This is a genomic window from Pusillimonas sp. MFBS29, assembly GCF_020687695.1.
In the GTDB taxonomy this organism is placed as follows: Bacteria; Pseudomonadota; Gammaproteobacteria; order Burkholderiales; family Burkholderiaceae_B; genus Pusillimonas_C.
The window spans coordinates 288,551-315,117 of the sequence record NZ_JAJEWL010000003.1 but is presented as its reverse complement, the minus strand read 5'-3'; the positions used below and the strand labels follow the sequence as shown (position 1 = coordinate 315,117).

General features: G+C 57.9%; 26 protein-coding genes. 19 read left to right on the top strand and 7 right to left on the bottom strand.

The features are described 5' to 3' along the window. Position 1: 1 nt before the first annotated feature. The 12 genes from rpmD to dsbD all read left to right on the top strand — a co-directional run bounded on the left by rpmD (position 2) and on the right by dsbD (position 8,002). The gene (gene rpmD, locus LKR43_RS06525; protein ID WP_227683197.1) at positions 2-187 is read left to right on the top strand and encodes a 50S ribosomal protein L30; all 186 of its coding nucleotides are present in this window, start codon (positions 2-4) and stop codon (positions 185-187) included. 11 nt (positions 188-198) lie between these two features. Then, positions 199-639, top strand: a complete 441-nt coding sequence (gene rplO, locus LKR43_RS06520) for a 50S ribosomal protein L15 (protein WP_227683196.1) — start codon at positions 199-201, stop codon at positions 637-639. A gap of 9 nt (positions 640-648) precedes the next feature. Further along, complete coding sequence (gene secY, locus LKR43_RS06515; protein ID WP_227683195.1) at positions 649-1,974, top strand: preprotein translocase subunit SecY; 1,326 nt, start codon at positions 649-651, stop codon at positions 1,972-1,974. A 6-nt stretch (positions 1,975-1,980) separates the two neighbouring features. Continuing rightward, complete coding sequence (infA, locus tag LKR43_RS06510; RefSeq protein WP_227683194.1) at positions 1,981-2,199, top strand: translation initiation factor IF-1; 219 nt, start codon at positions 1,981-1,983, stop codon at positions 2,197-2,199. A 31-nt stretch (positions 2,200-2,230) separates the two neighbouring features. Beyond that, positions 2,231-2,344 carry a 50S ribosomal protein L36 gene (gene rpmJ, locus LKR43_RS06505; RefSeq protein WP_003805360.1) on the top strand — a complete coding sequence of 38 codons (114 nt, stop codon included), beginning with the start codon at positions 2,231-2,233 and terminating at the stop codon, positions 2,342-2,344. Positions 2,345-2,376: 32 nt separating this feature from the next. Next, entirely contained in the window at positions 2,377-2,742 is a 366-nt protein-coding gene (gene rpsM / locus LKR43_RS06500; RefSeq protein WP_013743935.1) for a 30S ribosomal protein S13, read from the top strand. Between the two features lie 14 nt (positions 2,743-2,756). Continuing rightward, on the top strand, positions 2,757-3,158 hold the full coding sequence (gene rpsK, locus LKR43_RS06495) for a 30S ribosomal protein S11 (protein ID WP_013743934.1): 402 nt from the start codon (positions 2,757-2,759) through the stop codon (positions 3,156-3,158). Positions 3,159-3,169: 11 nt separating this feature from the next. Further along, positions 3,170-3,793, top strand: coding sequence for a 30S ribosomal protein S4 (rpsD, locus tag LKR43_RS06490; RefSeq protein WP_227683192.1), 624 nt, complete (start codon positions 3,170-3,172; stop codon positions 3,791-3,793). Between the two features lie 156 nt (positions 3,794-3,949). Continuing rightward, positions 3,950-4,939: a DNA-directed RNA polymerase subunit alpha gene (rpoA, locus tag LKR43_RS06485; RefSeq protein WP_227683190.1), complete on the top strand. Its 990-nt coding sequence runs from the start codon at positions 3,950-3,952 to the stop codon at positions 4,937-4,939. A gap of 159 nt (positions 4,940-5,098) precedes the next feature. Further along, positions 5,099-5,482 (top strand): 50S ribosomal protein L17, encoded by a 384-nt coding sequence (rplQ, locus tag LKR43_RS06480; protein WP_227683188.1) that lies wholly within the window; start codon positions 5,099-5,101, stop codon positions 5,480-5,482. 146 nt (positions 5,483-5,628) lie between these two features. Next, the gene (gene cutA / locus LKR43_RS06475) at positions 5,629-5,967 is read left to right on the top strand and encodes a divalent-cation tolerance protein CutA (protein WP_227683186.1); all 339 of its coding nucleotides are present in this window, start codon (positions 5,629-5,631) and stop codon (positions 5,965-5,967) included. A 73-nt stretch (positions 5,968-6,040) separates the two neighbouring features. Continuing rightward, on the top strand, positions 6,041-8,002 hold the full coding sequence (dsbD, locus tag LKR43_RS06470; protein WP_370632079.1) for a protein-disulfide reductase DsbD: 1,962 nt from the start codon (positions 6,041-6,043) through the stop codon (positions 8,000-8,002). Between the two features lie 908 nt (positions 8,003-8,910). Here dsbD and LKR43_RS06465 read toward each other — a convergent pair. The 3 genes from LKR43_RS06465 to yihA all read right to left on the bottom strand — a co-directional run bounded on the left by LKR43_RS06465 (position 8,911) and on the right by yihA (position 10,845). Beyond that, the gene (locus tag LKR43_RS06465) at positions 8,911-9,117 is read right to left on the bottom strand and encodes a dodecin (RefSeq protein ID WP_227683183.1); all 207 of its coding nucleotides are present in this window, start codon (positions 9,115-9,117) and stop codon (positions 8,911-8,913) included. A gap of 94 nt (positions 9,118-9,211) precedes the next feature. Beyond that, the gene (hemB, locus tag LKR43_RS06460) at positions 9,212-10,225 is read right to left on the bottom strand and encodes a porphobilinogen synthase (RefSeq protein ID WP_227683182.1); all 1,014 of its coding nucleotides are present in this window, start codon (positions 10,223-10,225) and stop codon (positions 9,212-9,214) included. Continuing rightward, entirely contained in the window at positions 10,222-10,845 is a 624-nt protein-coding gene (yihA, locus tag LKR43_RS06455; RefSeq protein ID WP_227683180.1) for a ribosome biogenesis GTP-binding protein YihA/YsxC, read from the bottom strand. The genes hemB and yihA overlap by 4 nt, the downstream gene beginning before the upstream one ends. Before the next feature lie 153 nt (positions 10,846-10,998). Here yihA and LKR43_RS06450 point away from each other — a divergent pair, with 153 nt between their 5' ends. From LKR43_RS06450 to ccsB, 3 genes are all read left to right on the top strand, one after another. Further along, a complete protein-coding gene (locus LKR43_RS06450; protein ID WP_227683326.1) occupies positions 10,999-11,700 on the top strand; it encodes a c-type cytochrome in 702 nt (233 codons plus the stop codon). 81 nt (positions 11,701-11,781) lie between these two features. After that, positions 11,782-13,845: a cytochrome c biogenesis protein ResB gene (locus LKR43_RS06445; protein ID WP_227683178.1), complete on the top strand. Its 2,064-nt coding sequence runs from the start codon at positions 11,782-11,784 to the stop codon at positions 13,843-13,845. Between the two features lie 12 nt (positions 13,846-13,857). Next, positions 13,858-15,216, top strand: a complete 1,359-nt coding sequence (gene ccsB, locus LKR43_RS06440) for a c-type cytochrome biogenesis protein CcsB (protein WP_227683176.1) — start codon at positions 13,858-13,860, stop codon at positions 15,214-15,216. 54 nt (positions 15,217-15,270) lie between these two features. Here the strand turns inward: ccsB and lysA are convergent, their stop codons facing one another. Genes lysA through LKR43_RS06425 form a run of 3 tightly spaced genes read right to left on the bottom strand, consistent with a single transcriptional unit; the run spans position 15,271 to position 19,255 of the window. Then, complete coding sequence (gene lysA / locus LKR43_RS06435; protein WP_227683175.1) at positions 15,271-16,533, bottom strand: diaminopimelate decarboxylase; 1,263 nt, start codon at positions 16,531-16,533, stop codon at positions 15,271-15,273. 51 nt (positions 16,534-16,584) lie between these two features. Further along, a complete protein-coding gene (locus LKR43_RS06430) occupies positions 16,585-16,815 on the bottom strand; it encodes a lipoprotein (protein ID WP_227683173.1) in 231 nt (76 codons plus the stop codon). Between the two features lie 10 nt (positions 16,816-16,825). Then, the gene (locus tag LKR43_RS06425) at positions 16,826-19,255 is read right to left on the bottom strand and encodes a penicillin-binding protein 1A (RefSeq protein ID WP_227683172.1); all 2,430 of its coding nucleotides are present in this window, start codon (positions 19,253-19,255) and stop codon (positions 16,826-16,828) included. A 115-nt stretch (positions 19,256-19,370) separates the two neighbouring features. On the opposite strand from LKR43_RS06425, the gene LKR43_RS06420 reads away from it, so the two are divergent. From LKR43_RS06420 to LKR43_RS06410, 3 genes are read left to right on the top strand one after another with little or no spacing between them, the layout of a single operon-like run. After that, the gene (locus tag LKR43_RS06420) at positions 19,371-19,967 is read left to right on the top strand and encodes a shikimate kinase (protein WP_255675982.1); all 597 of its coding nucleotides are present in this window, start codon (positions 19,371-19,373) and stop codon (positions 19,965-19,967) included. Then, on the top strand, positions 19,964-21,052 hold the full coding sequence (gene aroB / locus LKR43_RS06415) for a 3-dehydroquinate synthase (RefSeq protein ID WP_227683171.1): 1,089 nt from the start codon (positions 19,964-19,966) through the stop codon (positions 21,050-21,052). The genes LKR43_RS06420 and aroB overlap by 4 nt, the downstream gene beginning before the upstream one ends. A gap of 8 nt (positions 21,053-21,060) precedes the next feature. Next, positions 21,061-22,188: a deoxyguanosinetriphosphate triphosphohydrolase gene (locus LKR43_RS06410; protein WP_227683170.1), complete on the top strand. Its 1,128-nt coding sequence runs from the start codon at positions 21,061-21,063 to the stop codon at positions 22,186-22,188. Positions 22,189-22,212: 24 nt separating this feature from the next. Here LKR43_RS06410 and uvrA read toward each other — a convergent pair whose 3' ends face one another. Continuing rightward, positions 22,213-25,059, bottom strand: coding sequence for an excinuclease ABC subunit UvrA (gene uvrA / locus LKR43_RS06405; protein ID WP_227683169.1), 2,847 nt, complete (start codon positions 25,057-25,059; stop codon positions 22,213-22,215). Positions 25,060-25,218: 159 nt separating this feature from the next. On the opposite strand from uvrA, the gene LKR43_RS06400 reads away from it, so the two are divergent. Then, the gene (locus LKR43_RS06400) at positions 25,219-26,427 is read left to right on the top strand and encodes an MFS transporter (protein ID WP_227683168.1); all 1,209 of its coding nucleotides are present in this window, start codon (positions 25,219-25,221) and stop codon (positions 26,425-26,427) included. The last annotated feature ends 140 nt before the right edge of the window (positions 26,428-26,567 follow it).

Genomic DNA, 26,567 nt, shown 5'->3' with positions numbered 1-26,567 from the left:
CATGGCACAGAAGCAAATCAAAGTTACTCTCGTGCGCTCTGTAATCGGCACCAAAGCAGACCACCGCGCAACCGTGCGTGGTCTGGGCCTGGGTCGCATTAACAGCAGCCGTGTGTTGGTCGATACGCCCGAGGTGCGTGGGATGATCCGTAAAGTGGATTACCTCGTTACCGTCTCGGAAGCCTGAAAGGAATCGGGATGTCAGAAACTCAACTTAATACGCTATCGCCGGCAGAAGGCAGCAAACATGCTCGCCGCCGTGTTGGTCGTGGCATAGGCTCGGGCCTGGGTAAAACCGGTGGCCGTGGCCATAAAGGACAAAAATCGCGTACCGGCGGTTTCCATAAAGTCGGCTTTGAAGGCGGTCAAATGCCTTTGCAACGCCGCTTGCCCAAGCGTGGTTTCACGCCTTTGGGTCAGCACCTGTTCGCCGAAGTGCGTCTGTCCGACCTCGAGCGTCTGCCTGTCGATGAAGTCGACGTGCAAGTCCTCAAGCAGGCAGGCGTGGTGGGCCAGGCCGTTCGTTACGCCAAGGTCATCAAGTCCGGCGAACTGACGCGCAAGGTTGCACTCAAGGGCATTGCAGCAACGGCCGGCGCTCGCGCCGCAATCGAAGCTGCCGGCGGTTCGCTGGCTTAAGGGGCAACGGTGGCTAAAGCTCAGGCACAGAGTAAGACAGGGCCCAAATACGGCGACTTGAAACGCCGTATTGTGTTCCTGATTCTCGCCTTGGTGGTCTATCGTCTGGGAACTCACGTTCCCGTTCCGGGCATCAATCCTGATGCGCTGGCCGACATGTTCCAACAGAACCAGAGCGGTATTCTGGGTCTGTTCAACATGTTCTCCGGTGGCGCACTCGAGCGTTTTTCAGTCTTCGCGCTGGGCATCATGCCCTACATTTCCGCATCCATCATCATGCAACTGATGGCGGTGGTGGTACCGACACTGGAAGCGATCAAAAAGGAAGGTGAGTCGGGTCGTCGCAAGATTACCCAGTACACCCGCTACGGCACGGTGTTCCTGGCCCTGATACAGGCTGTGGGTATTTCGGTTGCGCTTGAATCCCAGCCAGGTCTGATCATTGATCCGGGCATGTTGTTCCGCTTTACCACCGTAGTTACGCTGGTAACCGGCACGATGTTCCTGATGTGGTTGGGCGAGCAGATTACCGAGCGTGGTTTGGGCAATGGTATATCCATACTGATTTTCGCCGGTATTGTTGCTGGCTTGCCCAGTGCGCTGGCTGGAATGCTCGACCTGGTCCGTACGGACAGCATGTCGGTATTGTCGGCACTGTTCATATTCGTGATGGTTATCGCTGTTACCTACTTTGTGGTGTTTGTCGAACGCGGTCAGCGCCGCGTTACCGTCAACTACGCAAAGCGTCAGGTCGGCAACAAGATTTATGGCGGGCAAAGTTCACACTTGCCGCTGAAGCTGAACATGTCCGGGGTCATTCCTCCCATCTTCGCTTCGTCCATCATCTTGCTGCCCGCCACGGTGACCAGCTGGTTCTCCAGTAATCCGAATATGCGCTGGCTGGGCGATCTGGCTGCCGTGCTGTCGCCCGGACAACCGCTATACATTACGTTGTATTCCGCCGCTATTATTTTCTTTTGCTTCTTTTATACAGCGTTGGTATTCAATAGTCGTGAAACCGCAGATAATCTGAAGAAAAGTGGTGCATTCGTTCCGGGTATCCGGCCAGGTGACCAGACCGCTCGCTATATCGACAAGATACTGATGAGACTGACCCTGGCAGGCGCCTTGTATATAACGCTGGTATGTTTGTTGCCAGAACTTATGCAGGCACGCTGGAATGTACCGTTTTACTTTGGTGGCACATCGCTGCTGATTATCGTGGTGGTTACCATGGACTTCATGGCCCAGGCGCAAGCCTACATGATGTCTCATCAATACGACTCGTTGCTCAAGAAGGCGAACTTCAAGGGTACCGGGCTGCCCATGCGGTAAAAAGATATGGCAAAGGACGACGTCATACAAATGCAAGGAGAGGTTCTCGAGAACCTTCCCAACGCAACTTTTCGCATCAAACTCGAGAACGGCCACGTAGTGCTGGGCCATATATCAGGCAAGATGCGTATGCATTACATCCGGATTCTGCCGGGTGACAAGGTCACAGTGGAGCTCACGCCCTATGACCTGTCGCGTGCCAGAATTGTTTTCCGCTCTAAATAAGCGGCCGGTTACAGGAAACTAGGAGTCAACCATGAAGGTAATGGCATCGGTAAAGCGGATCTGCCGCAACTGCAAGATCATTAAACGTCACGGCGTGGTGCGCGTCATCTGCACCGACCCACGTCACAAGCAGCGTCAAGGCTAAGCCTGGCGCAACGGATTTAACAAGGAACAGTCATGGCCCGTATTGCTGGCATCAACATTCCGCCGCATCAACACGCCGAAATCGGTCTTACCGCGATTTTTGGTATTGGTCGCACTCGCGCTCGCAAAATCTGCGAATCCGCTGGTATCGAGCTTTCCAAAAAGGTCAAGGATCTGACCGACGCTGAACTCGAGCGTATCCGCGAACACGTTGGTGTGTTCACGGTTGAAGGTGATTTGCGTCGCGAAGTACAACTTTCGATCAAACGTTTGATCGACTTGGGAACTTATCGGGGCATGCGCCACAAGCGTGGCTTGCCCGTACGTGGTCAACGTACCCGTACCAACGCCCGCACCCGCAAGGGGCCGCGCCGCGCTGCTGCTTCCCTGAAGAAATAATCGAGGAATAGAAGATGGCGAAAGCTTCCAACAGCGGCGCATCGCGCGTACGCAAAAAAATCAAGAAGAGCGTTTCGGACGGCATTGCGCACGTTCACGCGTCCTTCAACAACACGATCATCACCATTACCGATCGTCAGGGCAATGCCTTGTCCTGGGCAACCTCGGGTGGTGCAGGTTTCAAGGGCTCGCGTAAGTCCACACCGTTTGCCGCCCAGGTGGCAGCCGAGTCGGCAGGTCGCGTAGCGTTGGAATATGGCATCAAAACACTAGAAGTTCGCATCAAAGGGCCCGGCCCCGGCCGTGAGTCGTCCGTGCGTGCACTGAATGCGCTGGGTATCAAAATCTCCAGCATCTCAGACATCACGCCCGTGCCGCATAACGGCTGCCGTCCGCCCAAGCGTCGTCGCATCTAAGGGGAAGCATCTTGGCACGTTATATTGGACCTAAATGCAAACTCTCGCGTCGCGAGGGTACAGATTTGTTCTTGAAGAGCGCTCGTCGCTCACTCGACTCGAAATGCAAAATCGAGTCCAAACCCGGTCAGCACGGCCGTACATCGGGTGCTCGCACCTCCGATTACGGTGTGCAGCTGCGCGAGAAGCAAAAGCTCAAGCGCATGTACGGTGTTCTGGAAAAGCAATTCCGCAAGTATTTTGCTGAAGCTGAGCGTCGCCGTGGCAACACAGGCGAGACCCTGATTCAGTTGCTGGAATCGCGTCTGGACAACGTCGTTTACCGTATGGGTTTTGGCTCCACTCGCGCCGAAGCACGTCAGCTGGTTAACCACCGTGCTATCGAGCTGAACGGCCGTACCGCCGACATCGCTTCCATGCTGGTCAAGGCTGGTGACGTCATCTCGATTCGTGAAAAGGCCAAGGCTCAGCTGCGTATTCGTGAGTCGCTTGATCTGGCCACCGGCCAGGGCTTGCCCCAGTGGGTTGAAGTCGACGCAAGCAAGCTCACCGGTACGTTCAAGCAAGCTCCTGATCGCGCTGATGTCGCCCGTGACGTCAACGAATCGATGGTTGTCGAGCTGTACTCGCGCTAATCGCAGTATTGCAGTAACTCCGCTTATCGCCCACTTTTCCGGCCTGGTCCGGAAAGTGGGCTTTGCGGTTCATTCACCGGTTTGCCACGTCGGTTTACTGGTCAGTCCGTCAGCCTTATCGGTGTAACGAGCCGAGGGTATTGAAAAGGAATACACATGCTGTCTCAAGGTTTTCTGAAACCCCGTTCGATCGAAGTCGAACCTGTAGGCAAGAATCACGCACGCGTCGTGATGGAGCCGTTCGAGCGTGGCTATGGCCACACCCTGGGCAACGCCCTGCGCCGCATTTTGCTTTCGTCCATGACCGGCTACGCGCCGACCGAAATCCAGATGACCGGCGTGGTTCACGAGTACTCCACCGTTGCGGGTGTTCGGGAAGACGTGGTTGATATCCTTCTGAACCTGAAAGGCGTGGTGTTCAAGCTGCATAACCGCGAAGAAGTGACTCTGGTGCTGCGCAAGCAGGGCGCCGGCGAAGTGCTGGCCAGCGACATTGAATTGCCGCACGATGTTGAAATCATCAACCCCGATCACGTTATCGCGACCCTGACCGACGCCGGCAAGCTCGAAATGCAGATCAAGGTTGAGCAAGGTCGTGGCTATGTGCCCGGTAACGTCCGTGCCTTGTCGGATGATCGTACCCACACCATCGGTCGTATTTTGCTCGACGCCTCGTACAGCCCTGTGCGTCGTGTCAGCTACGCCGTAGAAAGCGCCCGTGTTGAACAGCGCACTGACCTCGACAAGCTGGTGCTCGATATCGAAACCAATGGCGTGCTGTCGCCCGAAGAAGCTGTTCGTCAATCGGCCCGCATCCTGATGGACCAAATCTCGGTATTCGCTGCCCTGGAAGGCGCCGGCGATGCATACGACGATACCCCGTCGCGTGCTGCTCAGCAGATCGATCCCGTGCTGCTGCGCCCGGTCGACGATCTGGAACTGACTGTACGTTCGGCCAACTGCCTGAAAGCCGAAAACATCTACTACATCGGCGATCTCATCCAGCGCACCGAAAACGAGCTGCTCAAGACTCCGAACCTGGGCCGCAAGTCGCTTAACGAAATCAAGGAAGTTCTTGCCGCACGCGGCCTGACTCTGGGCATGAAGCTCGAGAGCTGGCCACCTCTGGGTCTGGAACGTCCCTGAACGCAGTAAGCGGGCCGCCCCCGGGCAGCCCGCAGTAACCAGGACCAGGCACTGAAAATGTGCTAAAGTCTCGCCCTCACCCGGACCGCAGCCTGGCTGATAGAAGATCCGGTTAACCGGCAGGATTGCCTGCCAATTTAGATTCATAAGGAAAACATCATGCGTCATCGCAGTGGATTGCGTAAACTCAATCGCACCAGTAGTCACCGTCTTGCCATGTTCCGCAACATGGCCGTTTCCCTGATTACTCACGAAGCCATCAAAACCACTTTGCCTAAAGCCAAAGAACTGCGTCGCGTTGTCGAGCCGCTGATCACATTGGGCAAAGAGCCTACCCTGGCCAACAAGCGCCTGGCTTTTGCCCGTCTGCGCGATCGCGATGCAGTGGTCAAGCTGTTTGCCGAAATCGGCCCTCGCTACAAAGAGCGTAACGGCGGCTACACCCGCGTCCTGAAAATGGGCTTCCGTCAGGGTGACAATGCTCCAATGGCATTCATGGAATTGGTTGACCGTCCTGAGGTCGAAGAAGTCGAAGCCGAATAAATATTCCGGCATCATCATGAAAACGGGCTCAGGCCCGTTTTTTAATGCCTGTTGCCCGGGCCGGGGCACTTGCGCGAGCGCAAGGCGGGATGGGAGCGTCCGGGGTAAAATCGTTTGCCTTCAGTTACTTGGAAAAGGTCCTGCCCGTGACTTCCTTATACGCCGACCACGATGTAGTGGTCATACTCAGCAACGCCCCCGATATGCTGCTCGCCAAGCGAATTGCGCATGTGCTGGTTGAAGAGCATCTGGCCGCCTGTGTGAACCTTGGCGTTGCCGGCTTGTCTATGTACATGTGGCAGGGAGAGCTTGAAGGCGCCGAAGAAGTTCCCCTGACCATCAAGACCACGGGATCGCGGGCTCAGGAACTCATCGAACGACTGATGAGCCTGCACCCCTACGAAGTCCCGGAAGTGCTCGTGCTGCCCGTTCTGGGCGGTTCTGTCAGCTACCTGGAATGGGTTCGTGCGCAAGTACAGGGTTAAAGGAAAGTTCATGCAGTACATGCCGCGAAGCTACAACACGACACCGGTCGCAACGACGGATGGCCTGATCGGAATGGCCACGTCCACGCGGCGCGTGTTCCTGATCGTGGCGGCGCTTTTCAGCGTACTGCTGGCAGTCCTTTTGCTGCAGCCGGCCACTGCGCAGGCTGAAGAAGAGTTTCTTGATCCGGAAGTCGCGTTTGTCATGTCGGCGGCAAGCTCGATGCCTGATACGCTGGACATCCATTTCCAGATCGCCCCCAAGTATTACATGTACCGCGAACGGTTCGAGTTCGCCGTCGAGCCACAGCCCTCTGCATCGGCAGTGGGCCAGCCGGTTTATCCTGCCGGCATCGTCAAGTACGACCCGACCTTTGACAAGGACCTCGAGGTTTATTATGACCAGGTCACGGTCCGTTTGCCCCTGACGCAAGGTACGGGGCAACCCTTTACCATTGCCGTGACGAGTCAGGGCTGTGCCGATGCGGGGCTGTGCTATCCGCCCATGACCAAGGAAATCCGGCTGACGCCGGTGGCGGGTGGTTATCAGGCTCAGGGGCAGTACGTGGCAGCCAGCGTTCCTGCACCGCGCTCACAGGCCGAGCTTGCCGCGATTGCCGCACAGAATAGTCAGGCCGGCATGGGCAGCGCCCTGAAGCTCGGTGATACCGGATTCGCATCCTATCTGGCCAGCGCCGGCTGGGTGGAAATTATTCTCCCGTCCTTGTTGCTGGGACTGCTGTTGTCGTTCACGCCGTGTGTACTGCCCATGGTTCCCATACTGCTTGCCATACTGGCCGGCAACGCGGGCGAGCAGAAGCAGGTGTCGCGCTGGCGAGGATTATCCCTGGCCGCGATGTTCGTACTGGGTATGTCGCTGGTCTATACCGCGCTGGGCATTGCCGCAGGCCTGATCGGAGCCAGCCTGGCCAACTGGTTGCAGACTCCCTGGGTATTGTCTGTGTTCGCCATAATGCTGGCCGTGCTGGCACTGGCGATGTTCGACCTGTTTACCGTGCAGGCTCCTGCGGCCATGCAGTCCGCACTTAATCATCGCCTGGCACGTTTGCCTGGCGGGCGCTATGGCGGCGTTTTCCTTATGGGCATGGTGTCGGCATTGATCGTGGGGCCTTGCGTGGCGGCGCCGCTGGCGGGTGTGCTGCTGTTCATTTCACAAACGGGGGACCTGGTCCTGGGTGGAACGGCCCTGTTTGCCATGGCCTGGGGCGAAGGCCTGCTGCTGCTGGCGGTTGGCGCTACATCGGGTGTGTTGCTGCCCAAGGCAGGCCCGTGGATGAATGGCATCAAGCGATTGTTTGGCGTTTTGCTGCTGGCAACCGCCTGGTGGATGGTCAACTCCATCCTGCCGGCCTGGCTCATGTTGCTGGGCTGGGCCGTGCTGGCCCTGTGGAGCGCGGCCATGATGGGTGCATTCGAGGCGGTGCCGGCCGGTGCGGGAGCGGGCCGATATCTGAACAAGGCGGTGGGTCTGTTGCTGGCGCTATGGGCTGTAATCCTGATTGTGGGTATGGCGGCCGGTGGTCGCGAGCTGCTTCGCCCGCTCGCACCTTTTGCTGCGCCAGCGGTGGTTGGCGGCAGTGTGCCGGCTGGTCTGGATCCTGATGGGGTCAAGAAGCAGTTCACTCAGGTTCGTTCGGTTGCCGAGCTGGATAATCTGCTGGCGAATACCAATCGACCGGTCATGCTGGATTTTTATGCAGACTGGTGTGTGTCGTGCCTGGAGATGGAGAAATTCACATTTACTGATCCGGGGGTGGCGGCGCAGATGTCGCAGTTGCTGCTGGTGCAGGCTGATGTGACCAGGAATACGGACGATGACAGGGCTTTGCTGAAGCGCTTCAATCTGTTCGGGCCTCCGGGAATTATTTTCTTTGACCGGAATGGTCAGCAATTGGCGGATGCACGGGTGGTGGGGTTCAAGAATGCCCGCGATTTCGGTGCGGTGCTGGACAGGGTGTTATCGGGTGGCAGGTCGTCTGCGCTGGGTAGTTTGCTGTTGAGTGATGCCAAGTAATTGTGGAATTGTCTGGGGATATTGATATTTCCCTGTTCAACGAAAGCATTTGGAGTTTGACGGGGTTTTCGGGTTCTAAAGAAAGCCATGCGTATCAGGGGCCGTTCCGGCTTCACGCGCTACGTCCCTGGCTGCGCCTCGCGCACGCCCATTCATGGCGCAATGGCGAGGTGTTCGCGGATGGACATTACCCCCGTTCTAAATAAAGGCATATGTGGCTGGGGCCACTCCGGCTTCACGCGCCACGACCCCGGCTGTGCCGGGGTTTCCCGTTCAATTCACGCTGCCCGGAGCGATCGCAGAACTCGCGCCGTCGGGCCGGTGGCCCGAAAACCGGCGCTCACACAACTGCGATCTTGCCTCTCCGGTCAGCGTGAATTGAACGGCGTGCGCGAGGCGCCTACGCAGCCCCAGCCACACATGCCTTTTTAGAATGGTGAATATCCGAAGGGAAATCGCCACGGTTGGCGCGGTGCCGTGAATCCGTAAACAGTGTCACGCGCCAACCAACTGCCCCAAATAGGCCGCTGCCCCACAAAAAGTACCGTTGACCGCTGGTGTTTCATGGTGTGGTGTGGGTGTCTGGGCCGGGCTGGGCGATGTTTGAGCAAGCCGCAGCGGGGGGCAGGCGGCGGGGCGCAAGAGGGCCTGCTGTTTGAGTCATCCATCAGCCCACAGGCGGCTGATGGATGGCGAGTTCAGGCCCGACCCCGCCGAATGGCGCCTGCAAGGGTACCCCCGGCAGGGGGCGCAGCGATCGGAGCACAGTCCGGCCCAGACACCCACACCATGCAAGCAACCAGTCAACGGTACAAACATCGCGACCGCGTCGCAAGCAACCAGTCAACGGTACAAAAATAGCAAACGGCCCAAAAGAAACCGGTGAACGGTACAAAGCCGGCAACCGCCTACTCCAACGTAAACCCTGCGTCTATGGTCACTTGCCAGTGCGCCACCTTCCCGTCGATAACGTGGCCCCGCGTTTCGGTTACCGTAAACCACTGAATATTGCGCACCGTTTCATTGGCCTTCTGTAGCGCAGTATTGACCGCGTCTTCAATCCCGACAGTCGACGAACCTGTCAGTGCCAAATGCTTGTAAACATGATTACTCATACGTCGCTCCTAAAGGCAGGGATGGTTCCCCGTTAATAAACCCTTGGTAAAGCAAGATACATGCCCGCATCGACAGGACGCCTGAGAGAGGTGCTTATTTCTCCTTCAGCAACTTGGCGGCGGCCACCGCAAAATAAGTCAGAATCCCGTCGCCGCCTGCGCGCTTGAATGCGAGCAGCGATTCCATCATTACTTTGTCATGATCCAGCCAGCCATTTGCTGCGGCAGCTTTGATCATCGCGTATTCCCCGCTGACCTGATACGCATAGGTCGGCATACCGAAGGCATCCTTCACATCACGCAGAACATCGAGGTAGGGCAGGCCGGGCTTGACCATCACCATGTCGGCGCCTTCACGGATGTCGGCTGCCACTTCACGCAAGGCTTCTTCGCGGTTGGCCGGATCCATCTGGTAGGTGGATTTGTTTGACTTGCCCAGGTTGGCGGCCGATCCGACTGCATCACGGAACGGGCCATAGAAAGCGCTGGCATACTTGGCCGAATACGCCATGATCCGTGTGTAGATGAACTGGTCGGCCTCGAGCGCCATGCGTATGGCGCCGATACGGCCATCCATCATGTCGCTGGGTGCGACGATGTCGACGCCGGCATGTGCCTGTACCAGCGCCTGGCGTACCAGCATCTCGACGGTGGGTTGATTCAGTACATAACCGTCTTCGTCGATGATGCCGTCTTGCCCGTGGCTGGTGTAAGGGTCAAGGGCAACATCGGTCAGTATGCCCAGTTCGGGAAAGCGTTGCTTGAGCGAGGCTACAACTCGGGGCACCAGCCCTTCCGGGTTGGCGGCCTCGGCGCCGTCGGGCGTTTTCAGGCCGGGATCAATGACTGGAAACAGTGCCAACACCGGAATACCCAGGCTGACGCATTCTTCGGCGGCCTCGAGCAGTGTATCGGGGGAATAGCGCACGACTCCTGGCATGGAAGGCACTGGTTCACGCACGCCCCGGCCTTCCATGACGAAAACGGGATAGATCAGATCGTTGGTCGTCAGTACATTTTCACGCACCAGCCGGCGGGAAAAATCGTCGCGGCGATTGCGGCGCAGGCGGGTCGAGGGGAAGTTGCTGAAAGGAAGAAAAGAAGTCATGGCACTACCTTTGGGGAAATCCAGTTTTCAATTTGAGCGGTTGCCGTGTCCAGACCCAGGCGGTGGGTGGCTGAAAACGGCATGGCATTCAGGGCTCCGATATCGGCAAGCTGCTTCTTGACTGCCTGGACGGCCTTGATGCGCTGACCATAAGGGAATTTGTCGGCCTTGGTCAACAAAGCCAGTACGGGCGTGCCGGTTGGGGCTATCCAGTCGGCCAGGCGACGATCGAGTTCGGTGACGCCACGGCGTATGTCAATCAGCATGACGATGCCGGCCAGCGATGATCGGGTGCGCAGGTATCCGCCAAGGACGTCGGCCCACTCTTCACGCGCCTCGCGTGCAACGGAAGCGTAGCCGTAGCCGGGCAAGTCGACCAGGAAGCCCAGGAACGCACCCTGTTCGACCGGATCGGGGATGCCGAACAGGTTGATCAGGCGGGTGCGGCCTGGCGTTTTACTGGAAAAGGCCAGGCGACGCTGGTTGGTCAGCACATTGATGGCTGACGATTTGCCCGAATTTGATCGGCCGACAAAACAGACTTCAGCCGTTGTGGGCGGCGGCAGCTGGTCAAGGCGTGCGGCCGAAACGGTGAATGAAGCGCGATGTAAAATGGACACAATGATTACCTGGTACGGTTAATTTAACTGCTATTGTATAATCGCAGGTTTGAAACAGTTGCGCCATTTCTTCCAGGGGCTGCTTTGGGTAGAAGTGGCATGTCACAGTGGTGTCTATCGCACCCGGATCGAATAGCGATCGTCGAGGTCTTCATGAAGCTTATGCTTTCCAGAATCGTAATTGCCAGCGGCCTGCTGCTGGGGTCTTCCGTAGTTTCATTAGCACATGCTGCGGACGTGGCCGTTGCCAAGCCCGATGCCGCCAAAGGCGAGCAGCTATACACTAACGGCGATATGGCACGCGGCATTTTGGCCTGTGCCAGCTGTCACGGAGCCGCGGGCAATAGCATTATTCCCGTCAACCCTAACCTGGCCAGCCAGCCCCACGAATACCTGGCCAAGCAACTGGTCGACTTTGCTCCAAAAGACGAAAACTCCAAACCGGCTCGTGGCGGCCCCAACGGTGCACCGTCGGTCATGGCTCCCTTTGCTTCGGCCCTTACGCCTGAAGACCGGCAAAATATTGCTTATTACCTGTCGCAGCAGCCTCTCGACATGAAAACGGCTGGTACGGCTACCAACGAAGCCACCATGGAGCGTGGTCAGCTGATCTGGCGCGGTGGTCTGCCCGATCGCAAGGTTCCTGCCTGTGCGGGCTGTCACTCCCCCAACGGAGCAGGCGTCCCCGGCACCTATCCTCGCCTGGCCGGCCAGCATCCCAGCTATCTTGCCGATCAGCTCAAGCTTTTCCGCAGCAACGACCGTGCCAACAACACAGTCATGCACGAAATCGCCGATCGCATGTCCGATGCCGACATCGCTGCAGTAGCTGATTACGCTGCAGGCTTGCGCTAAAGTCAGTACGACTTGCCGCGGCAACGCACTGTGGCAAGCAGTTAAAATAAAGGGGACGCTGTTGCCAGCATCCCCTTTTTTATGAAGATTTCACCTGTGAAAACTGCCACATCCACCCGCCGTCTGGGCGCTGATGTCGTTGAGCTGCTGGGCTCAATGCGCTTTGCCGTCAGCCTGCTGATGTTCATATGCGTGGCCAGCCTGATTGGTACGGTGCTGCAGCAAAATCAGGCATCCAACGGCTATATCGATCAGTTCGGGCCATTCTGGTTTGCGGTCTTCGACAAATTCTCCATCTGGCATATTTACAACAGCTGGTGGTTTTTGCTGATCATGGCCTTCCTGGTGGTGTCGACGTCGATTTGCCTGCTGCGCAACGCGCCCAAAATGGTGCGCGACATGCAGTCCTTCCGCGAATACGTGCGTGCCAGCAGCCTGCGCTCCTTCCACCACCGGGTCGAAACCGTGGCGCCGCTTGCACCGGCCGCCAGTCTTGCACGTGTGCAGGAATGGTTGGGGAAGCAGGGGTATAAATACAAGGTCAGGCAAGATGGCGACAGCGTTATGCTGGCGGCCAAGAAGGGTAGCGCGAATCGGCTGGGCTATATTTTTGCCCATGCTGCCATTGTTGTGATCTGTGTCGGCGGCCTGCTCGACAGCGAATTGCCGGTGCGTCTTCAGGTATGGCTGGGCGGCAAGCAACCCATTACCGAAAACATGCTGATTTCCCAGGTGCCTGATACCGGGCGCCTGTCGCCGCGTAATCCCAGCTTCAGGGCCAATATGCTGGTACCGGAAGGTGCACAAAGCAGCAGCGGCATAATTGCGGTCGACGAAGGAGTGCTGGTTCAGCCTTTGCCTTTCACCCTGAAGCTGAACAAGTTCATCGTTGATTATTATTCAACGGGCATGCCCAGCAGCTTCAAGAGCGAAGTCGAGATTACCGATCCTGAAACCGGCCACAAGTTCAGCCAGACCATAGAAGTGAACGAGCCTTTGCGCTATAAGGGCGTCACCGTCTACCAGTCCAGCTTTGATGATGGCGGCAGTACCGTGCAGCTGGTCGGCTACCCATTGGCAGGTGCCTCGGCCGCACCCTTTGATCTCAAGGGAACGATTGGAGACAGTGTCGATATCACCGCCACCGGTAGTGGCCAGCCCATACCCCTGAATATCGAATTTTCCGGCCTGCGCGTGATCAACGTAGAGAATTTGTCCGGTGATGTCGAGCCCCAGCCCAAGGCTGTCATTGATCATGTGGCGGCGGTAACCGGTAGTGCCGCGGGTGCCAAGAATGAGCATTTGCAGAATGTCGGCCCCAGCGTGCAGTACCGCATCATTGGCGAAGACGGCCAGGCACACGAGTTCACCAACTATATGCTGCCCATGGTACTGGACGGCAGTCCCGTCTTTCTGGTCGGGGTGCGTAAATCCGAAGCCGAACCCTATCGTTATATCCGGATTCCTGCCGATGCCGACAGCTCGGTAGTGGAATTCATGAAGTTGCGTGCGGCGCTTGCCCAGCCTGCCCTGGTGCGGGAAGCTGCGGCGCGATTTGCGCAAAAGAATGCCAACGCTTCGTCGATGCCTGCCCCCATGCTTGAAAAGGCAGCCCAGGGAGCACTCGAGACCTTTTACCGCCAGGGATTCAACGGCATCATCGAGAAAGTCCCCGAGGCTGATCGCGAAAAAGTACTGGGCTTTGCCGTGCCTATGATTCAGCTGACATTGACCGAGCTGCGTGACATCGTGCGTGAACGTTCTGGTTTGGCTGCGGTCAAATATGATGGTCCGGACGGTGTTAAGGCCGAACAATGGGTGCAGATGTCGCTGCTGGCTTTGGCCAACCTGCCTGATTATCCGGCACCGGTATTCCTGACACTGAAAAGCTTCGACCAGCTTGAAGCCAGCGTGTTCCAGATAGCTCGAAGCCCTGGCAAGAATACTGTTTATCTGGGCAGTCTGTTTTTGGTTATTGGCGTTTTCTCCATGTTTTACATTCGTGACCGTAGAATCTGGGTATGGATCAAACCGCATGCCGATGGCAGCGAATTGCTTGCCGCCATGACATCACAGCGGCGTACACTTGATTTCAATCACGAGTTCGATCGCTTCAAAGAGGCGTTCAAACGCCTTGCTACGTAAAAAGGTCTACCTATGAGCGACTCCATTCTTTCGTCGGGCGCACCGATGTGGCAAGAAGCCATGACCGCCAGTGGCGATTCGCGAGGCCATCGGGGCAAGCCCGACTGGACAGACATCGCATTTTTCCTTCTTCTGGCGGTGGGTGCCGGCTTTGCCCTGACTCAGTTCAGTGCCAGCATGGACTACTACGAGAAGCTCATACTTTGCGGGGCAGTGCTGGGGCTCAGCTGGATGGCGTGGCTGTGGCGCCCTTTGCGCACCCTCATGATTGCCGCCGGCCTGAGCGCCCTGTTCGCAATCTGGCTATATAGCGGTGGCAACGGGCTTGGGCAAGGAGACATTACGCGCTCCGAGAACGTTTTCTTCCTGAAGTATCTGTTTTCTTCGCAATCGGCCATCTTGTGGATGTGCTCGCTGTTTGTGCTGGCCATGGTGTGCTACTGGATCGGTTTCGTCAGCAGCACGGCTGCGTGGCTGGGTACGGTACTGACCTGGGGGGCCGTCTATGCCGGTGTGACCGGCATGCTGGTACGCTGGCGTGAAGGGCACTTGCTGGGGCCCGACATCGGGCATATTCCCGTCAGTAATCTGTATGAAGTATTCGTGCTGTTCGCACTGATCACAGCCCTGTTCTACCTTTACTATGAACGACGCTATGCTACCCGCGCGCTGGGTGGATTCGTGCTGCTGGTGATCAGTTCGGCCGTGGTGTTCTTGCTTTGGTATTCGTTCACACGCGAAGCCTTCCAGATCCAGCCGCTGGTACCGGCCCTGAAAAGTTGGTGGATGAAACTGCACGTGCCCGCCAATTTCATAGGCTACGGTACCTTCTCGCTGTCTGCCATGGTGGGCTTTGCCTACCTGGTCAAGGAAAATGGCCAAACGCGCTCGCTGGCCAAACTGGTACCGCTCTTCGTACTGGGTGCGGTGCTGTGCGCGGAACCCATGATCTTTGGTTCGCGTGAACTGTCGGCAACCTGGATGCTTTATTTCGGCCTGGGTGCGATTATCGTCGGTACCATTCTGGCCTTCCGTGGTCCTATTGCCAACAAGCTGCCTTCGCTCGAAATCCTCGACGACATCATGTATCGGGCGATTGCCGTGGGCTTTGCCTTTTTTACCGTTGCCACGATTCTGGGTGCCTTGTGGGCTGCCGATGCCTGGGGTACATACTGGCAATGGGATCCCAAGGAAACCTGGGCGCTGATCGTCTGGCTGAATTATGCAGCCTGGCTGCACATGCGGCTCATGAAGGGCCTGCGTGGCACCATGGCCGCATACTGGGCCCTTGTTGGCCTGGTGATCACCAGCTTTGCCTTCCTGGGTGTGAATATGTTCCTGTCCGGCCTGCATTCCTACGGCGAGCTGTAAAAAGGCTGCAGAACAGGCAAAAAAATACCGGGTCAAGGCCCGGTATTTTTTTGCTTACTTCAGGACGGTTTCGCTGGAATACAGACTTTCCAGTGCTTCGCGGGGCCGCACCAGGTGGGCCGTAGCGCCGTCAACAATGACTTCGGCAGCGCGAGGGCGTGTGTTGTATTGGCTGGCCATGGTGAACGCATAGGCGCCCGCCGACATGACCGCCAGCAGATCGCCTTGTTGCAGGGCCAGTTTGCGGTCGCGTGCCAGCCAGTCGCCGCTTTCACAGATGGGGCCTACGATATCGTAGACACTGCTTTCTTCCTGGCGCGGCTGGACTGCTTCCACGCTGTGCCATGCATCGTAAAGCGTGGGGCGCACCAGATCGTTCATGGCGGCGTCGACGATAGCGAAATTCTTGGCCTCGTTGTGCTTAAGATATTCGACCCGGGTAAGCAGCACACCGGCATTGCCTACCAGTGAACGACCAGGTTCCAGAACAATTTGCAGCGACTCGAGTTGATGTTGCCTGAGCACCTTGAAGACCTGATCCAGCAGATCGCTGGGCGTCAGCGGTTTTTCATCGGTGTAGCGTATGCCTATGCCACCGCCCAGGTCCAGGTGCTTCAGGTGTATGCCATGGCTGGCCAGTGTCTTGATCAGGGCAATCAGTTTGTCCAGAGCGTCAAGATAGGGGCTGACTTCGGTGATCTGGGAGCCGATATGGCAGTCCAGACCCACGATGTTCAGGCCGGGCAGGGTGGCGGCATGCTGGTACACCTGCACAGCCTTTTCAATGGCAATGCCGAACTTGTTTTCTTTCAGGCCGGTGGAAATATAAGGGTGGGTCTTGGCATCAACGTCGGGATTGACGCGCAGCGATACGGGTGCGACCTTGCCCATTGCCTGTGCCACCTCGGACAGGCGTGTCAGCTCGGCTTCCGATTCAACGTTGAAGCATTTCACGCCGGCTTCCAGGGCGGCTTTCATTTCCCAGACTTGTTTGCCAACACCCGAGAAGACCACTTTGGCCGGGTCGGCGCCGACGGCCAGTACACGGGCCAGCTCACCGCCCGATACGATATCGAAGCCCGAGCCCAGGTTCTTGAACTCGTTGAGCACCGCCAGGTTGGAATTGGCCTTCATGCCGTAGCACACCAGTACGTCACGACCTTCGCTGGCGATCCGGTAGGCTTCCCAGGCATCGCGCAGAGCCTGGCGCGAATAGACATACAGGGGCGTGTCGTAGGTGTCGGCCAGTTCGGCCAGCGAGAGATCTTCGGCGTGGAGCACGCCATTATTGAACTTGAAATGTGGAGCGACAGTCATCGTGGATGGCTTGATAGTAGAGGTTGCGGGCCGGGTGCCCAATACCTGATTTTACTGGACGGCGCCGGATGCCGCCGATGGGGGCCCTCCGGGCAGGACGGCGGTGTCGTCTGCCGGCAGCGAGGATGGTGTGGGGGGCGTGGTGAGCTCGGCGTCGGGCTCAGGAGGCGGCGGCATATACAGCGGTCCCTTGTAGCCACAAGCCGCCAGCATGGCGGCCAAAGACAGGCCTGCCATCAGGCGAATGGCGGTTTTGCAGTGGGTATCAAGGCGCGGTTGCATATAGGTCCAATTAAAACGGGATGTTAGGCGGCTGCTCGCGTTGCGCTCCGCCGCCGGTCAGCTGATTGAGCAAGTCGCCTATGCTGTCGAGACCGCCGCCGTCGACGGGAACGTCCTGGGGCGATGGCAGGCCGACGCGTGCGATGGCCTGGCCGGGCGGGAACTCGTCGAAGTAGAACTCGCCGTCAATCTTGCTCAGGCCGTTGGGCAGAGGACCAGGCGGGGTCTGGGGCTGATCTTTCAGGGCTGCGCGCATGTAGTCGAGCCAGATGGGCAGCGATGCGCCGCCCCCGGTTTCGCTGGAGCCCAGCGAGCGTGGGCGGTCGTAGCCCATCCAGACCACACCCACAAGCTTGGGCGTGAACCCGGCAAACCAGGCGTCGTGCGAATCATTGGTTGTTCCGGTTTTACCACCGATGTCGTTGCGCTTGAGTTCGCGATGGACGCGGGCGCCTGTACCAGATGTGGCCACACCGCGCATCAGGTCATTCATAACGTACACGGTGCGTGGGTCGATGGCCCTGGCGGCAGCGTCACCTGCAATGACGGGTTTGGACTGCATGATGACTTTGCCGGTGCTGTCGGTCACGTGGTCGATCAGGTACGGCGGTACGCGATAGCCGCCGTTGGCAAATACGGCGTAGGCACCCGCCAGCTGCAGCGGTGTGACGCTGCCTGCGCCAAGGGCGAGCGGCAGTACGGCGGGCTGACGCTCACGATCAAAACCGAAGCGGGTGACATAATCTTGCACATATTTTGGCCCCACCGCCTGCATGATGCGGATGGAGACCATGTTCTTGGACTTGTACAGCCCCTGGCGCAGCGTCAGCATGGGCTCGTACTTGCTGCCGTAGTTTTTCGGCGTCCAGGCCTTGGAGCCCGTTTGGGCTGCAGTCAGCACGAAAGGCTCATCGGATATCTGCGTGGCCGGTGTCAGGCCACGCTCGAGGGCTGATGCATAAATGAAGGGCTTGAAGGCCGAACCCGGTTGACGCCATGCCTGGGTAACACGGTTGAACTTGCCTTCTTCAAAATCAAAGCCTCCGACCAGGGCCTTGATCGCGCCGTCCTGGGGACGCAACGAAACAAATGCCGCCTGAACCTCAGGCATGTTGATGACTTCCCAGTGATCGTTATATTGGTGCAGGTAAACCACGGATCCGCGCGAAATGCGCACGTCGTCCTTGGCGCCTTTGACCAGACCGCGGGCGACAATTTTCAGTGCGTTCTTGTCGGTGACGTCGATGATTTCCGTGGATGAACGGGCAACTGTTATTTTGCTTGGGCTGGCCGAGAGCACTACGCCCGTGAGCAAGTCGCCTTCATCGGGGTATTTTTCCTGCAAGTCATCGAGCAAGGTGTCGAGCTGGGCCGGGTTGTTTTCTATGCCCTCGGGCAGTGCCAGGGTTTCTTCGGGCCCGGGATAGCGCGCCCGCCGCGTGTAATCGAGAATACCGCTGCGTACCGCCTGGTATGCAGCTTCCTGGTCTTTGGAGTGGACGGTGGTGTAGATGTTGAAGCCGCGCGAATAAATGTTGTCTTGATAGACACTGTACAGAAGTTGCCGTGCCAGTTCGGCGACGTATTCACCGTGGATGGCATAGCCGCCCGAAGGTGTACCCGGGGCTGATTTCAGGACGATTTCCTGTGCTTTGGCTTGCTCGTATTCGGCGTCGTTCAGATAACCCAGACTATGCATGCGGCCCAGCACATATAGCTGGCGTGTTTTGGCGCGCTCGAAGTTGGCAATGGGATTGAAGCGCGACGGTGCCTTGGGAATGCCTGCCAGCATGGCGGCTTCGGCTGGCGTGATGTCGCCCAGTTGCTTGCCGAAATAAGTGCGTGAGGCCGCAGCAAACCCGTAGGCCCGATGACCCAGGAAGATCTGGTTCATGTACAGGTCCAGGATCTGGTCTTTGGTCAGGGTGGCTTCGATCTTGAAGGTAAGCAGCAGTTCGTAGAACTTGCGGGTATAGGTTTTCTCGGACGACAGGTAGAAATTACGCGCTACCTGCATGGTAATAGTGCTGGCGCCCTGCGTCTTGGACATATTGGCCAGGTTGGCCAACACAGCCCGGGCAACCCCTGCCCAGTCTATCCCGCCATGCTGATAAAAACGGTCGTCTTCGGCTGATAAAATGGCCGACTTCATGACATCGGGGATTTCATGAAAACGCAGCACGTTGCGTCGCTCTTCGCCAAATTCGCCGATCAGGACCTTATCTGATGTGTAAATACGCAAGGGAACGCGCGGACGATAGTCGATCATCGCGCTCAGGTCCGGCAGGTTGGGCCAGGCCAGGGCAAGCGCCAGCGAACCGAGCAGCGCGCCGCACAGACCCAGGCCGGCAACGAAGATGCCGGCTTTCAGGATAAAGCGACCTATCCAGGAGCCTGGCGCACTGGAATTGTTTTTTGAGGAATTGGTAGAGGAACTCATTAGGGGCGATTTTAAGTCTAAGCGTGATCAGACTATGATTTGCGCATCAGGTTTATGTAACCGTGTAATGCAGTGTAGCGGTGTATGCTCGAGTTGCAAGTGGGATAATACACAAATGAATGATTCTTTACCTTTCGAGCCGGACCCGCCATTTAATAAAGAGCAATCAAATGCCAGAGTGTTGCCATATGACACGCCGGTTTTCCTGATCGGCATGATGGGGGCGGGCAAGACGACCATAGGTCGTCACCTGGCCCGTGCAACAGGGCGAGAATTTCTCGACCTTGATCACGAGCTTGAGGCACGTTGTGGGGTCAGGGTAGCATTGATCTTCGACATAGAAGGCGAGGAAGGGTTCCGTAAACGTGAATCATTAGCCCTGGATGAGTGTACGCAACGGCCTGGCATCGTACTGGCCACCGGAGGCGGCGCAGTGCTGGCAGACGAAAACCAGCGTTATCTTAAAGAGCGCGGCGTGGTCGTATACTTGCGTGCAACGGCTGAAGAGCTGTTTCGCCGCGTGGCGCGGGATCGCAACCGCCCCCTGCTGCAAACAGCCGATCCGCAGGGCCGTATCCGTGAGTTGCTGGAACAGCGCGAACCCATATACGAAAGCCTGGCCGACTTGATTCTTGAAACAGGCAGCGCGCCGGCTACCCAGATTGTGCGCGTGCTTGTTTCCAGGCTGCAACAATACAAGGTGCAATCATGACGACTGTGCAGGTTACGACACCCGGGGGAGATTACCCCATTCATATCGGGGCCGGTCGCCTCGACAGCCTGGGGCAGGTCATCCCCGCTGATGCTACCGCGATTGCGCTGGTCAGTAATGGTACGGTCGCCCCGCATTATCGTGAGCGTGCCGAAAAAGCGCTGGCGGCAACCGGAAAACGCGTCGTCTATATCGAGCTCCCCGACGGTGAAGCCTATAAAGACTGGCAGACCTTGAATCTGATCTTCGACGGCTTGTTACAAAATCGCCTCGATCGCAAGGCCGTATTGGTCGCATTGGGTGGTGGCGTCATCGGTGATATGGTCGGTTTTGCCGCGGCTAGCTACATGCGTGGTATCCGTTTCGTACAAGTACCGACAACCTTGCTGGCCCAGGTTGATTCATCGGTAGGTGGCAAAACTGCCATCAATCATCCGCTGGGCAAGAATATGGTCGGTGCGTTTTACCAGCCTATCGCTGTCGAGATCGACATTGACGTGCTGTCCACGTTGCCCGAACGCGAAGTCTCGGCGGGCCTGGCGGAAGTCATCAAGTATGGCCTGATCATCGATGCCGATTTTTTTGTCTGGTGCGAGCAGAATGTGCAAGCCTTGCGTGCGCTTGATCGCCAGGCCATTACCTATGCCATCCAGCGTTCATGCGAGCTCAAGGCTTATGTCGTGTCGCAAGATGAGCGCGAATCGGGCTTGCGGGCCATTCTGAATCTGGGTCATACATTCGGTCATGCCATTGAGTCCGGCCTGGGCTATGGAGCCTGGCTGCACGGCGAGGCCGTTGGCTGCGGCATGGTGCAGGCGGCCGAGCTTTCAGTGCTCACGCATGATTTCCCGATTGAAGATGTTGCGCGTGTACGGGCTTTGGTGCGGGCCATAGGCTGTCCCGTACAGGCACCCGACCTGGGTGAGGAACAGTGGTTGAGCCACATGCAGGTCGACAAGAAAACCGAGGGCGGCCAGCTGCGCTTTGTCCTGTTGTCAGCCATAGGCAAGGCCCTGTGCGAGGGCGTGCCGGCTCAGGCGCTGCAACAGGTTCTGGAAAAAACCGCGGTTCCGGCGCAGGTGTAAGGACAGCAATGGTTCAGCTTGCGCCTTATGCCTGTGACCCTGAGCGCACACGGGGGCGCCGGCATCCCGAGGCGCCGCCTGTAGGGCGCAATGCGTTTCAGCGCGATCGTGATCGCATCATCCATTGCAATGCCTTCAGGCTGCTTGAGTACAAGACACAGGTTTTTGTGAATCACGAGGGTGATCTGTTCCGCACGCGGCTGACGCACAGCATAGAAGTTGCGCAGATTGCCCGAACGCTGGCGCGCAACCTGCGCCTGCACGAAGATCTGACCGAGGCTATTTCACTGGCGCATGATCTGGGCCATACGCCGTTTGGTCACGCCGGCCAGGATGAGCTCAATGCCTGCATGCGCGAGTTTGCACCCGATGCAGGCGGCTTCGAACACAATCTGCAGAGTTTGCGTGTCGTTGACGAGCTGGAAGAGCGTTATGCCGGATTTAACGGCCTGAACCTGTGCTTCGAGAGCCGTGAAGGCATACTCAAACATTGCTCGGTCCGGCATGCGCGCTTGCTGGGCGAAGTGGGGGAACGCTTCCTGGCCCGCACGCAGCCTTCACTCGAGGCGCAAATTGCCAACCTGGCCGATGAAATCGCATACAACAATCATGACATTGACGACGGTTTGCGTTCCGGGCTGATCAGCATAGGGCAGCTTCAGGAGCTGGAAATCTTTGCCACGCACCATGCCCAGGTCAAGCGCAAGTACCCCGGTATCGAGAACAAGCGGCTGGTTGCTGAAATCATACGCACCATGATCAATACCCTGGTGGTCGATCTGACCGAAACGACGCAGGCCAATATCCGGCATCATCAGCCGGCCGGCGTAGATGAAGTGCGGGCCTGCCCGCCACTGGCCGCGTTCTCGCCATCGATGCGCAGCCAGGCCAATGAGCTTAAAAGCTTTCTGCTTGAAAACCTGTACCGTCATTACCAGGTCATGCGCATGACATCGAAAGCACGCACCATAGTGCGGGATCTGTTTCTGGCGTTCCTGCGCGATCCACGGCTGCTGGCCAAGGCACACAGGCGTGACGATGATGTGGAGCAGGCCCGCGCCATTTCAGACTATATCGCAGGCATGACCGACCGCTACGCCATCCGCGAGCATGGCCTGCTGTTCCGCATGGATTAAAGCAGCCCCACCCCAGGGGCCCTCTTATTTGGACAGCAGCGGCTTCAGATAGCGGCCTGTATAGCTGGCGGGAGTTGCGGCGATATCTTCCGGGGTGCCCTGGGCAACGATCTGGCCGCCGCCGCTGCCGCCTTCCGGGCCCATATCGATGAGCCAGTCGGCGGTCTTGATGACATCCAGGTTGTGTTCGATGATGACCACCGTATTGCCGCCTTCGACCAGTTTGCGCAGTACATCCAGCAGCAGGGCAATGTCCTGGAAATGCAGGCCGGTGGTGGGTTCATCCAGTATGTATAAGGTACGCCCTGTGCTGCGTTTGGACAGTTCCAGCGATAATTTGACGCGCTGGGCTTCGCCTCCGGACAGTGTGGTGGCGCTTTGCCCCAGGCGCAGATACGACAAACCCACATCCATCAAGGTATGCAGTTTGCGCGACACGGTGGGCACCGCGTCGAAATAGGTCAGGGCCTGCTCGACGGTCAGATCCAGCACTTCGCTGATGCTGCGGCCACGATAGCGTATTTCCAGCGTTTCCCGGTTATAGCGCTTGCCGCCACACACATCGCAGGGCACATACATATCGGGCAGGAAGTGCATTTCGACCTTGACCACGCCATCGCCCTGGCAGGCCTCGCAGCGGCCGCCTTTCACGTTGAATGAAAAACGACCCGGGTCATAGCCCCGCGTGCGCGATTCGGTCACGCCGGCAAACAGCTCGCGTATGGGTGTGAACATCCCCGTATAGGTGGCCGGGTTGCTGCGCGGCGTGCGTCCGATGGGGCTTTGGTCGACGTTGATGATCTTGTCGAAATGCTCCAGGCCTTCGATGCTGTCGTAAGGAGCAGGCTCGGTTTGTGCGCGATGGAGTTTTTGCGCCACGACGGTGGCCAGTGTGTCGTTGATGAGCGTGGATTTCCCCGAGCCCGACACGCCGGTGATGCATACCAGCCGTCCCGACGGAATGGACAGGTCAACGGACTTCAGATTGTTGCCACGGCACCCTTTCAGCTCGAGCCGGGGCAGGTCGGGCGTGACCGGACGTCGGGTCGGGATGGTGATGCGCCTGCTGCCGCTCAGGTATTGGCCGGTCAGCGACTGAGCGTTGGTAGCCAGCTCTGCCGGCGTGCCATGGGCGACGATGCGCCCGCCATGCTCACCCGCGCCCGGACCCATGTCGAGCACAAAATCGGCAGACCGGATCATGTCTTCATCGTGTTCGACCACTATCACGCTGTTGCCCAGGTCGCGCAGATGCTGCAAGGTCTGGATCAGCCGGTCGTTATCGCGCTGGTGCAGTCCTATCGATGGTTCGTCCAATACATACATGACGCCGGTCAGGCCTGATCCGATCTGGCTGGCCAGGCGAATACGCTGTGCCTCGCCGCCCGAGATGGTATCTGCGCTGCGGTCCAGCGACAGATAGCTGAGTCCTACATTGTTCAGGAACTGCAGTCGAGCCTCGATCTCGCGTACGATGCGGTCGGCAATTTCCTTCTTTGCGCCAGTCAGGGCGAGTTCCTGAAACCAGCTCAGGCAGGCCGCCAGCGAGAGCGCCTCGACTTCAAAAATGGCGCGACCCTTTTGCTCGCCCTTGCCAGGTTCGTTGCCGATCAGCACATGCCGTGCCTCGGTGCGCAGCCGCGATCCGTGGCAGTCCGGACAGGTCTTGGTGTGGCGGTACTTGCCCAGCTCTTCGCGCACAGCGCTGGAGTCGGTTTCACGCCAGCGCCGCTCCAAATTGGGAATGATCCCTTCGAACGTATGTTTTTTGACCGTGGTACGGCCTTTCTCGTTCAGATACAGGAACGAGATTTCTTCATCGCCGGAGCCGAACAGCACCCGCTCGCGAACTTCAGGGGACAAGGCTTCAAACGGCGTTTCTATATCAAATTCGTAGTGAGCAGCCAGACTGGTCAGCAGCGTGTGCGTAAAGGCATTGCGCCGGTCCCAGCCATTAATGGCACCGCTGGCCAGGCTCAGTTCAGGAAAGGCGACAACGCGTTTGGGGTCGAAGAAGTCCACGCAGCCCAGGCCGTCGCAGCTGGGGCAGGCGCCCACGGGGTTGTTGAAGCTGAACAGGCGCGGCTCAAGCTCTGTAAGGCTGTGGTGGCATACCGGACAGGCATAACGGCTGGAAAATGCATGCTCTTCATCCGTGTCCATGTTCAGGGCAATGACCCGGCCGTCGGCGAGATTAAGTGCGGTCTCGAAGCTTTCCGCCAGGCGTTGCTTGCTTTCCGGTTTGACCCGCAGGCGGTCTACCACCACATCAAAATCGTGCTTGCCCGTCTTTTTCAAAGGTTCCAGCGTATCGATGCTGACCATTTCACCATTGACGCGCAAGCGTACAAAGCCCTGAGCCTGCAGGCTTGCACACTCGTCCTCGAAGCTGCCCTTGCGGGAACGGGCCAGCGGGGCCAGGATGGCCAGCCGGGTGTCAGGGGCCCAGCCCATGACCTTGTCCACCATCTGGCTGACGCTTTGAGCCTGCAGCGGCAGGCTGTGTTCCGGGCAGTAAGGCGTACCGACCCGAGCGTACAATAGCCGTAAATAATCGTGGATCTCAGTAATCGTTCCCACCGTCGAACGCGGGTTGTGGCCTGCGGATTTCTGTTCTATGGATATGGCCGGCGACAAGCCCTCGATCAGATCGACATCCGGTTTGTCCATCAGCTGCAGAAACTGTCGGGCATAGGCAGACAGGCTTTCCACATAACGCCGTTGGCCCTCGGCATACAGTGTGTCAAAGGCCAGCGATGATTTCCCCGAGCCAGACAGCCCCGTTACCACGACCAGCTTGTGGCGTGGCAAATCAATGGAAATGTTTTTAAGATTATGCGTTCGGGCGCCCCGGATGCGTATCGCTTCCATAGCTTGTGTCGACTGTGAGTTTTCCTGGGCCTTTCAAAGGCCAACTTGCTACTATAACGCGCAGCCCGTTTCCATGCGCTGACCGATTATCCGCAACTTGCGATAATACGGAACCCGCTAGGGGGAACCCGCAAGGGCCTTTTAACCGACCGAGTTTTTATGAGTACTCCTGCAGCACGTCCAGGTCCATCGACCAGAGCCAAGTTAAAGCTGACCGCCATAGAAAGGCGTGCCAGCGTTACCCTGGCGCTGCTTTTCGCCTCGCGCATGCTGGGCCTGTTCCTGCTGACCCCCGTTTTTGCCGTCGCCGCCCAGACACTGCCCGGTGGCAATGATGCTGCACGCGTCGGGCTTGCACTGGGTGCCTATGGCCTGACCCAGGCGTTCATGCAGATTCCGTTGGGTATGGCTTCCGATCGCTGGGGGCGCCGTCCCATCATTGTTTTTGGCATGCTGCTGTTCATCGTGGGCGGGGTGATTTGTGCCCTGGCCGAGAACGTTAACTGGGTCATCGCAGGTCGTGTTATCCAGGGTCTGGGTGCCGTGTCGGCGGCCATTACGGCCTGGGTGGCTGATGCCACCCGTCCCGAGGTACGCACGCGTGCCATGGCCATGGTCGGCGGCTCCATCGGCATATCGTTTGCCGTGTCGCTGGTGCTTTCGCCCGTGCTGGTGGGCGAGTTCGGGTTGTCTGGCCTGTTCTGGGCCATCAGCCTGCTGGGATTCGTCTGCCTGTTGATCGCCTGCTTCGTCGTGCCTTCCGTGCCACAGGCCAAGGTGCCCATCGTCCAGGCCCGACCGCGCGATGTACTGGGGCACATCGATTTGTTGCGTCTGAATTTCGGTGTCTTCTGCCTGCATTTCATTCTGATGGCTCTGTTCATCGTTATGCCCGGTTTGCTGGCCAGGTTGGGGCAATACGATTCGGCCAATCTTTGGGAAGTCTATCTGCCTGTTATCCTGCTGTCCTTCGTGCTGATGGTGCCGGCCGTGTTCTACACGGAAACGCGGCGCGTGCACAAGGTGGCGCTCGAGGCGGCTGTGGCAGGTCTGGTGGTTGTCCTGGCGCTGATGCCGCTGGCCAGCAGCAGCTTCTTTGCCACGGTTGCGATGCTGGTGGGATTCTTCATCTCTTTCAATATTCTTGAAGCCTTGCAGCCATCACTGGTTTCGCGGGTGGCGCCCCCGGAATTCAAAGGGCTGGCGCTGGGCTTTTACAACACGGCGCAGTCGCTTGGCGTGTTCCTGGGAGGCGTTATGGGGGGCATACTGGCCGCCATGGAGCGACCCTCTGCCGTATTTCTGCTGGCCTCGGCCCTAGCCTTTGTGTGGTTCCTGACAGCACGGGGTTTCAAGGACCAGACCTGAGCTTCGGCTGCAACTGATTGCCCATGGAGCCCGTCCGGTCCGGCGACTGAATGGGCACTTTCGTGTCTTCGCGCTTCTACGGTGTTCGGTAGCAGCGCCGGAATTAATCGTCGATAATGACGCTAATGTAAATTTTCAAG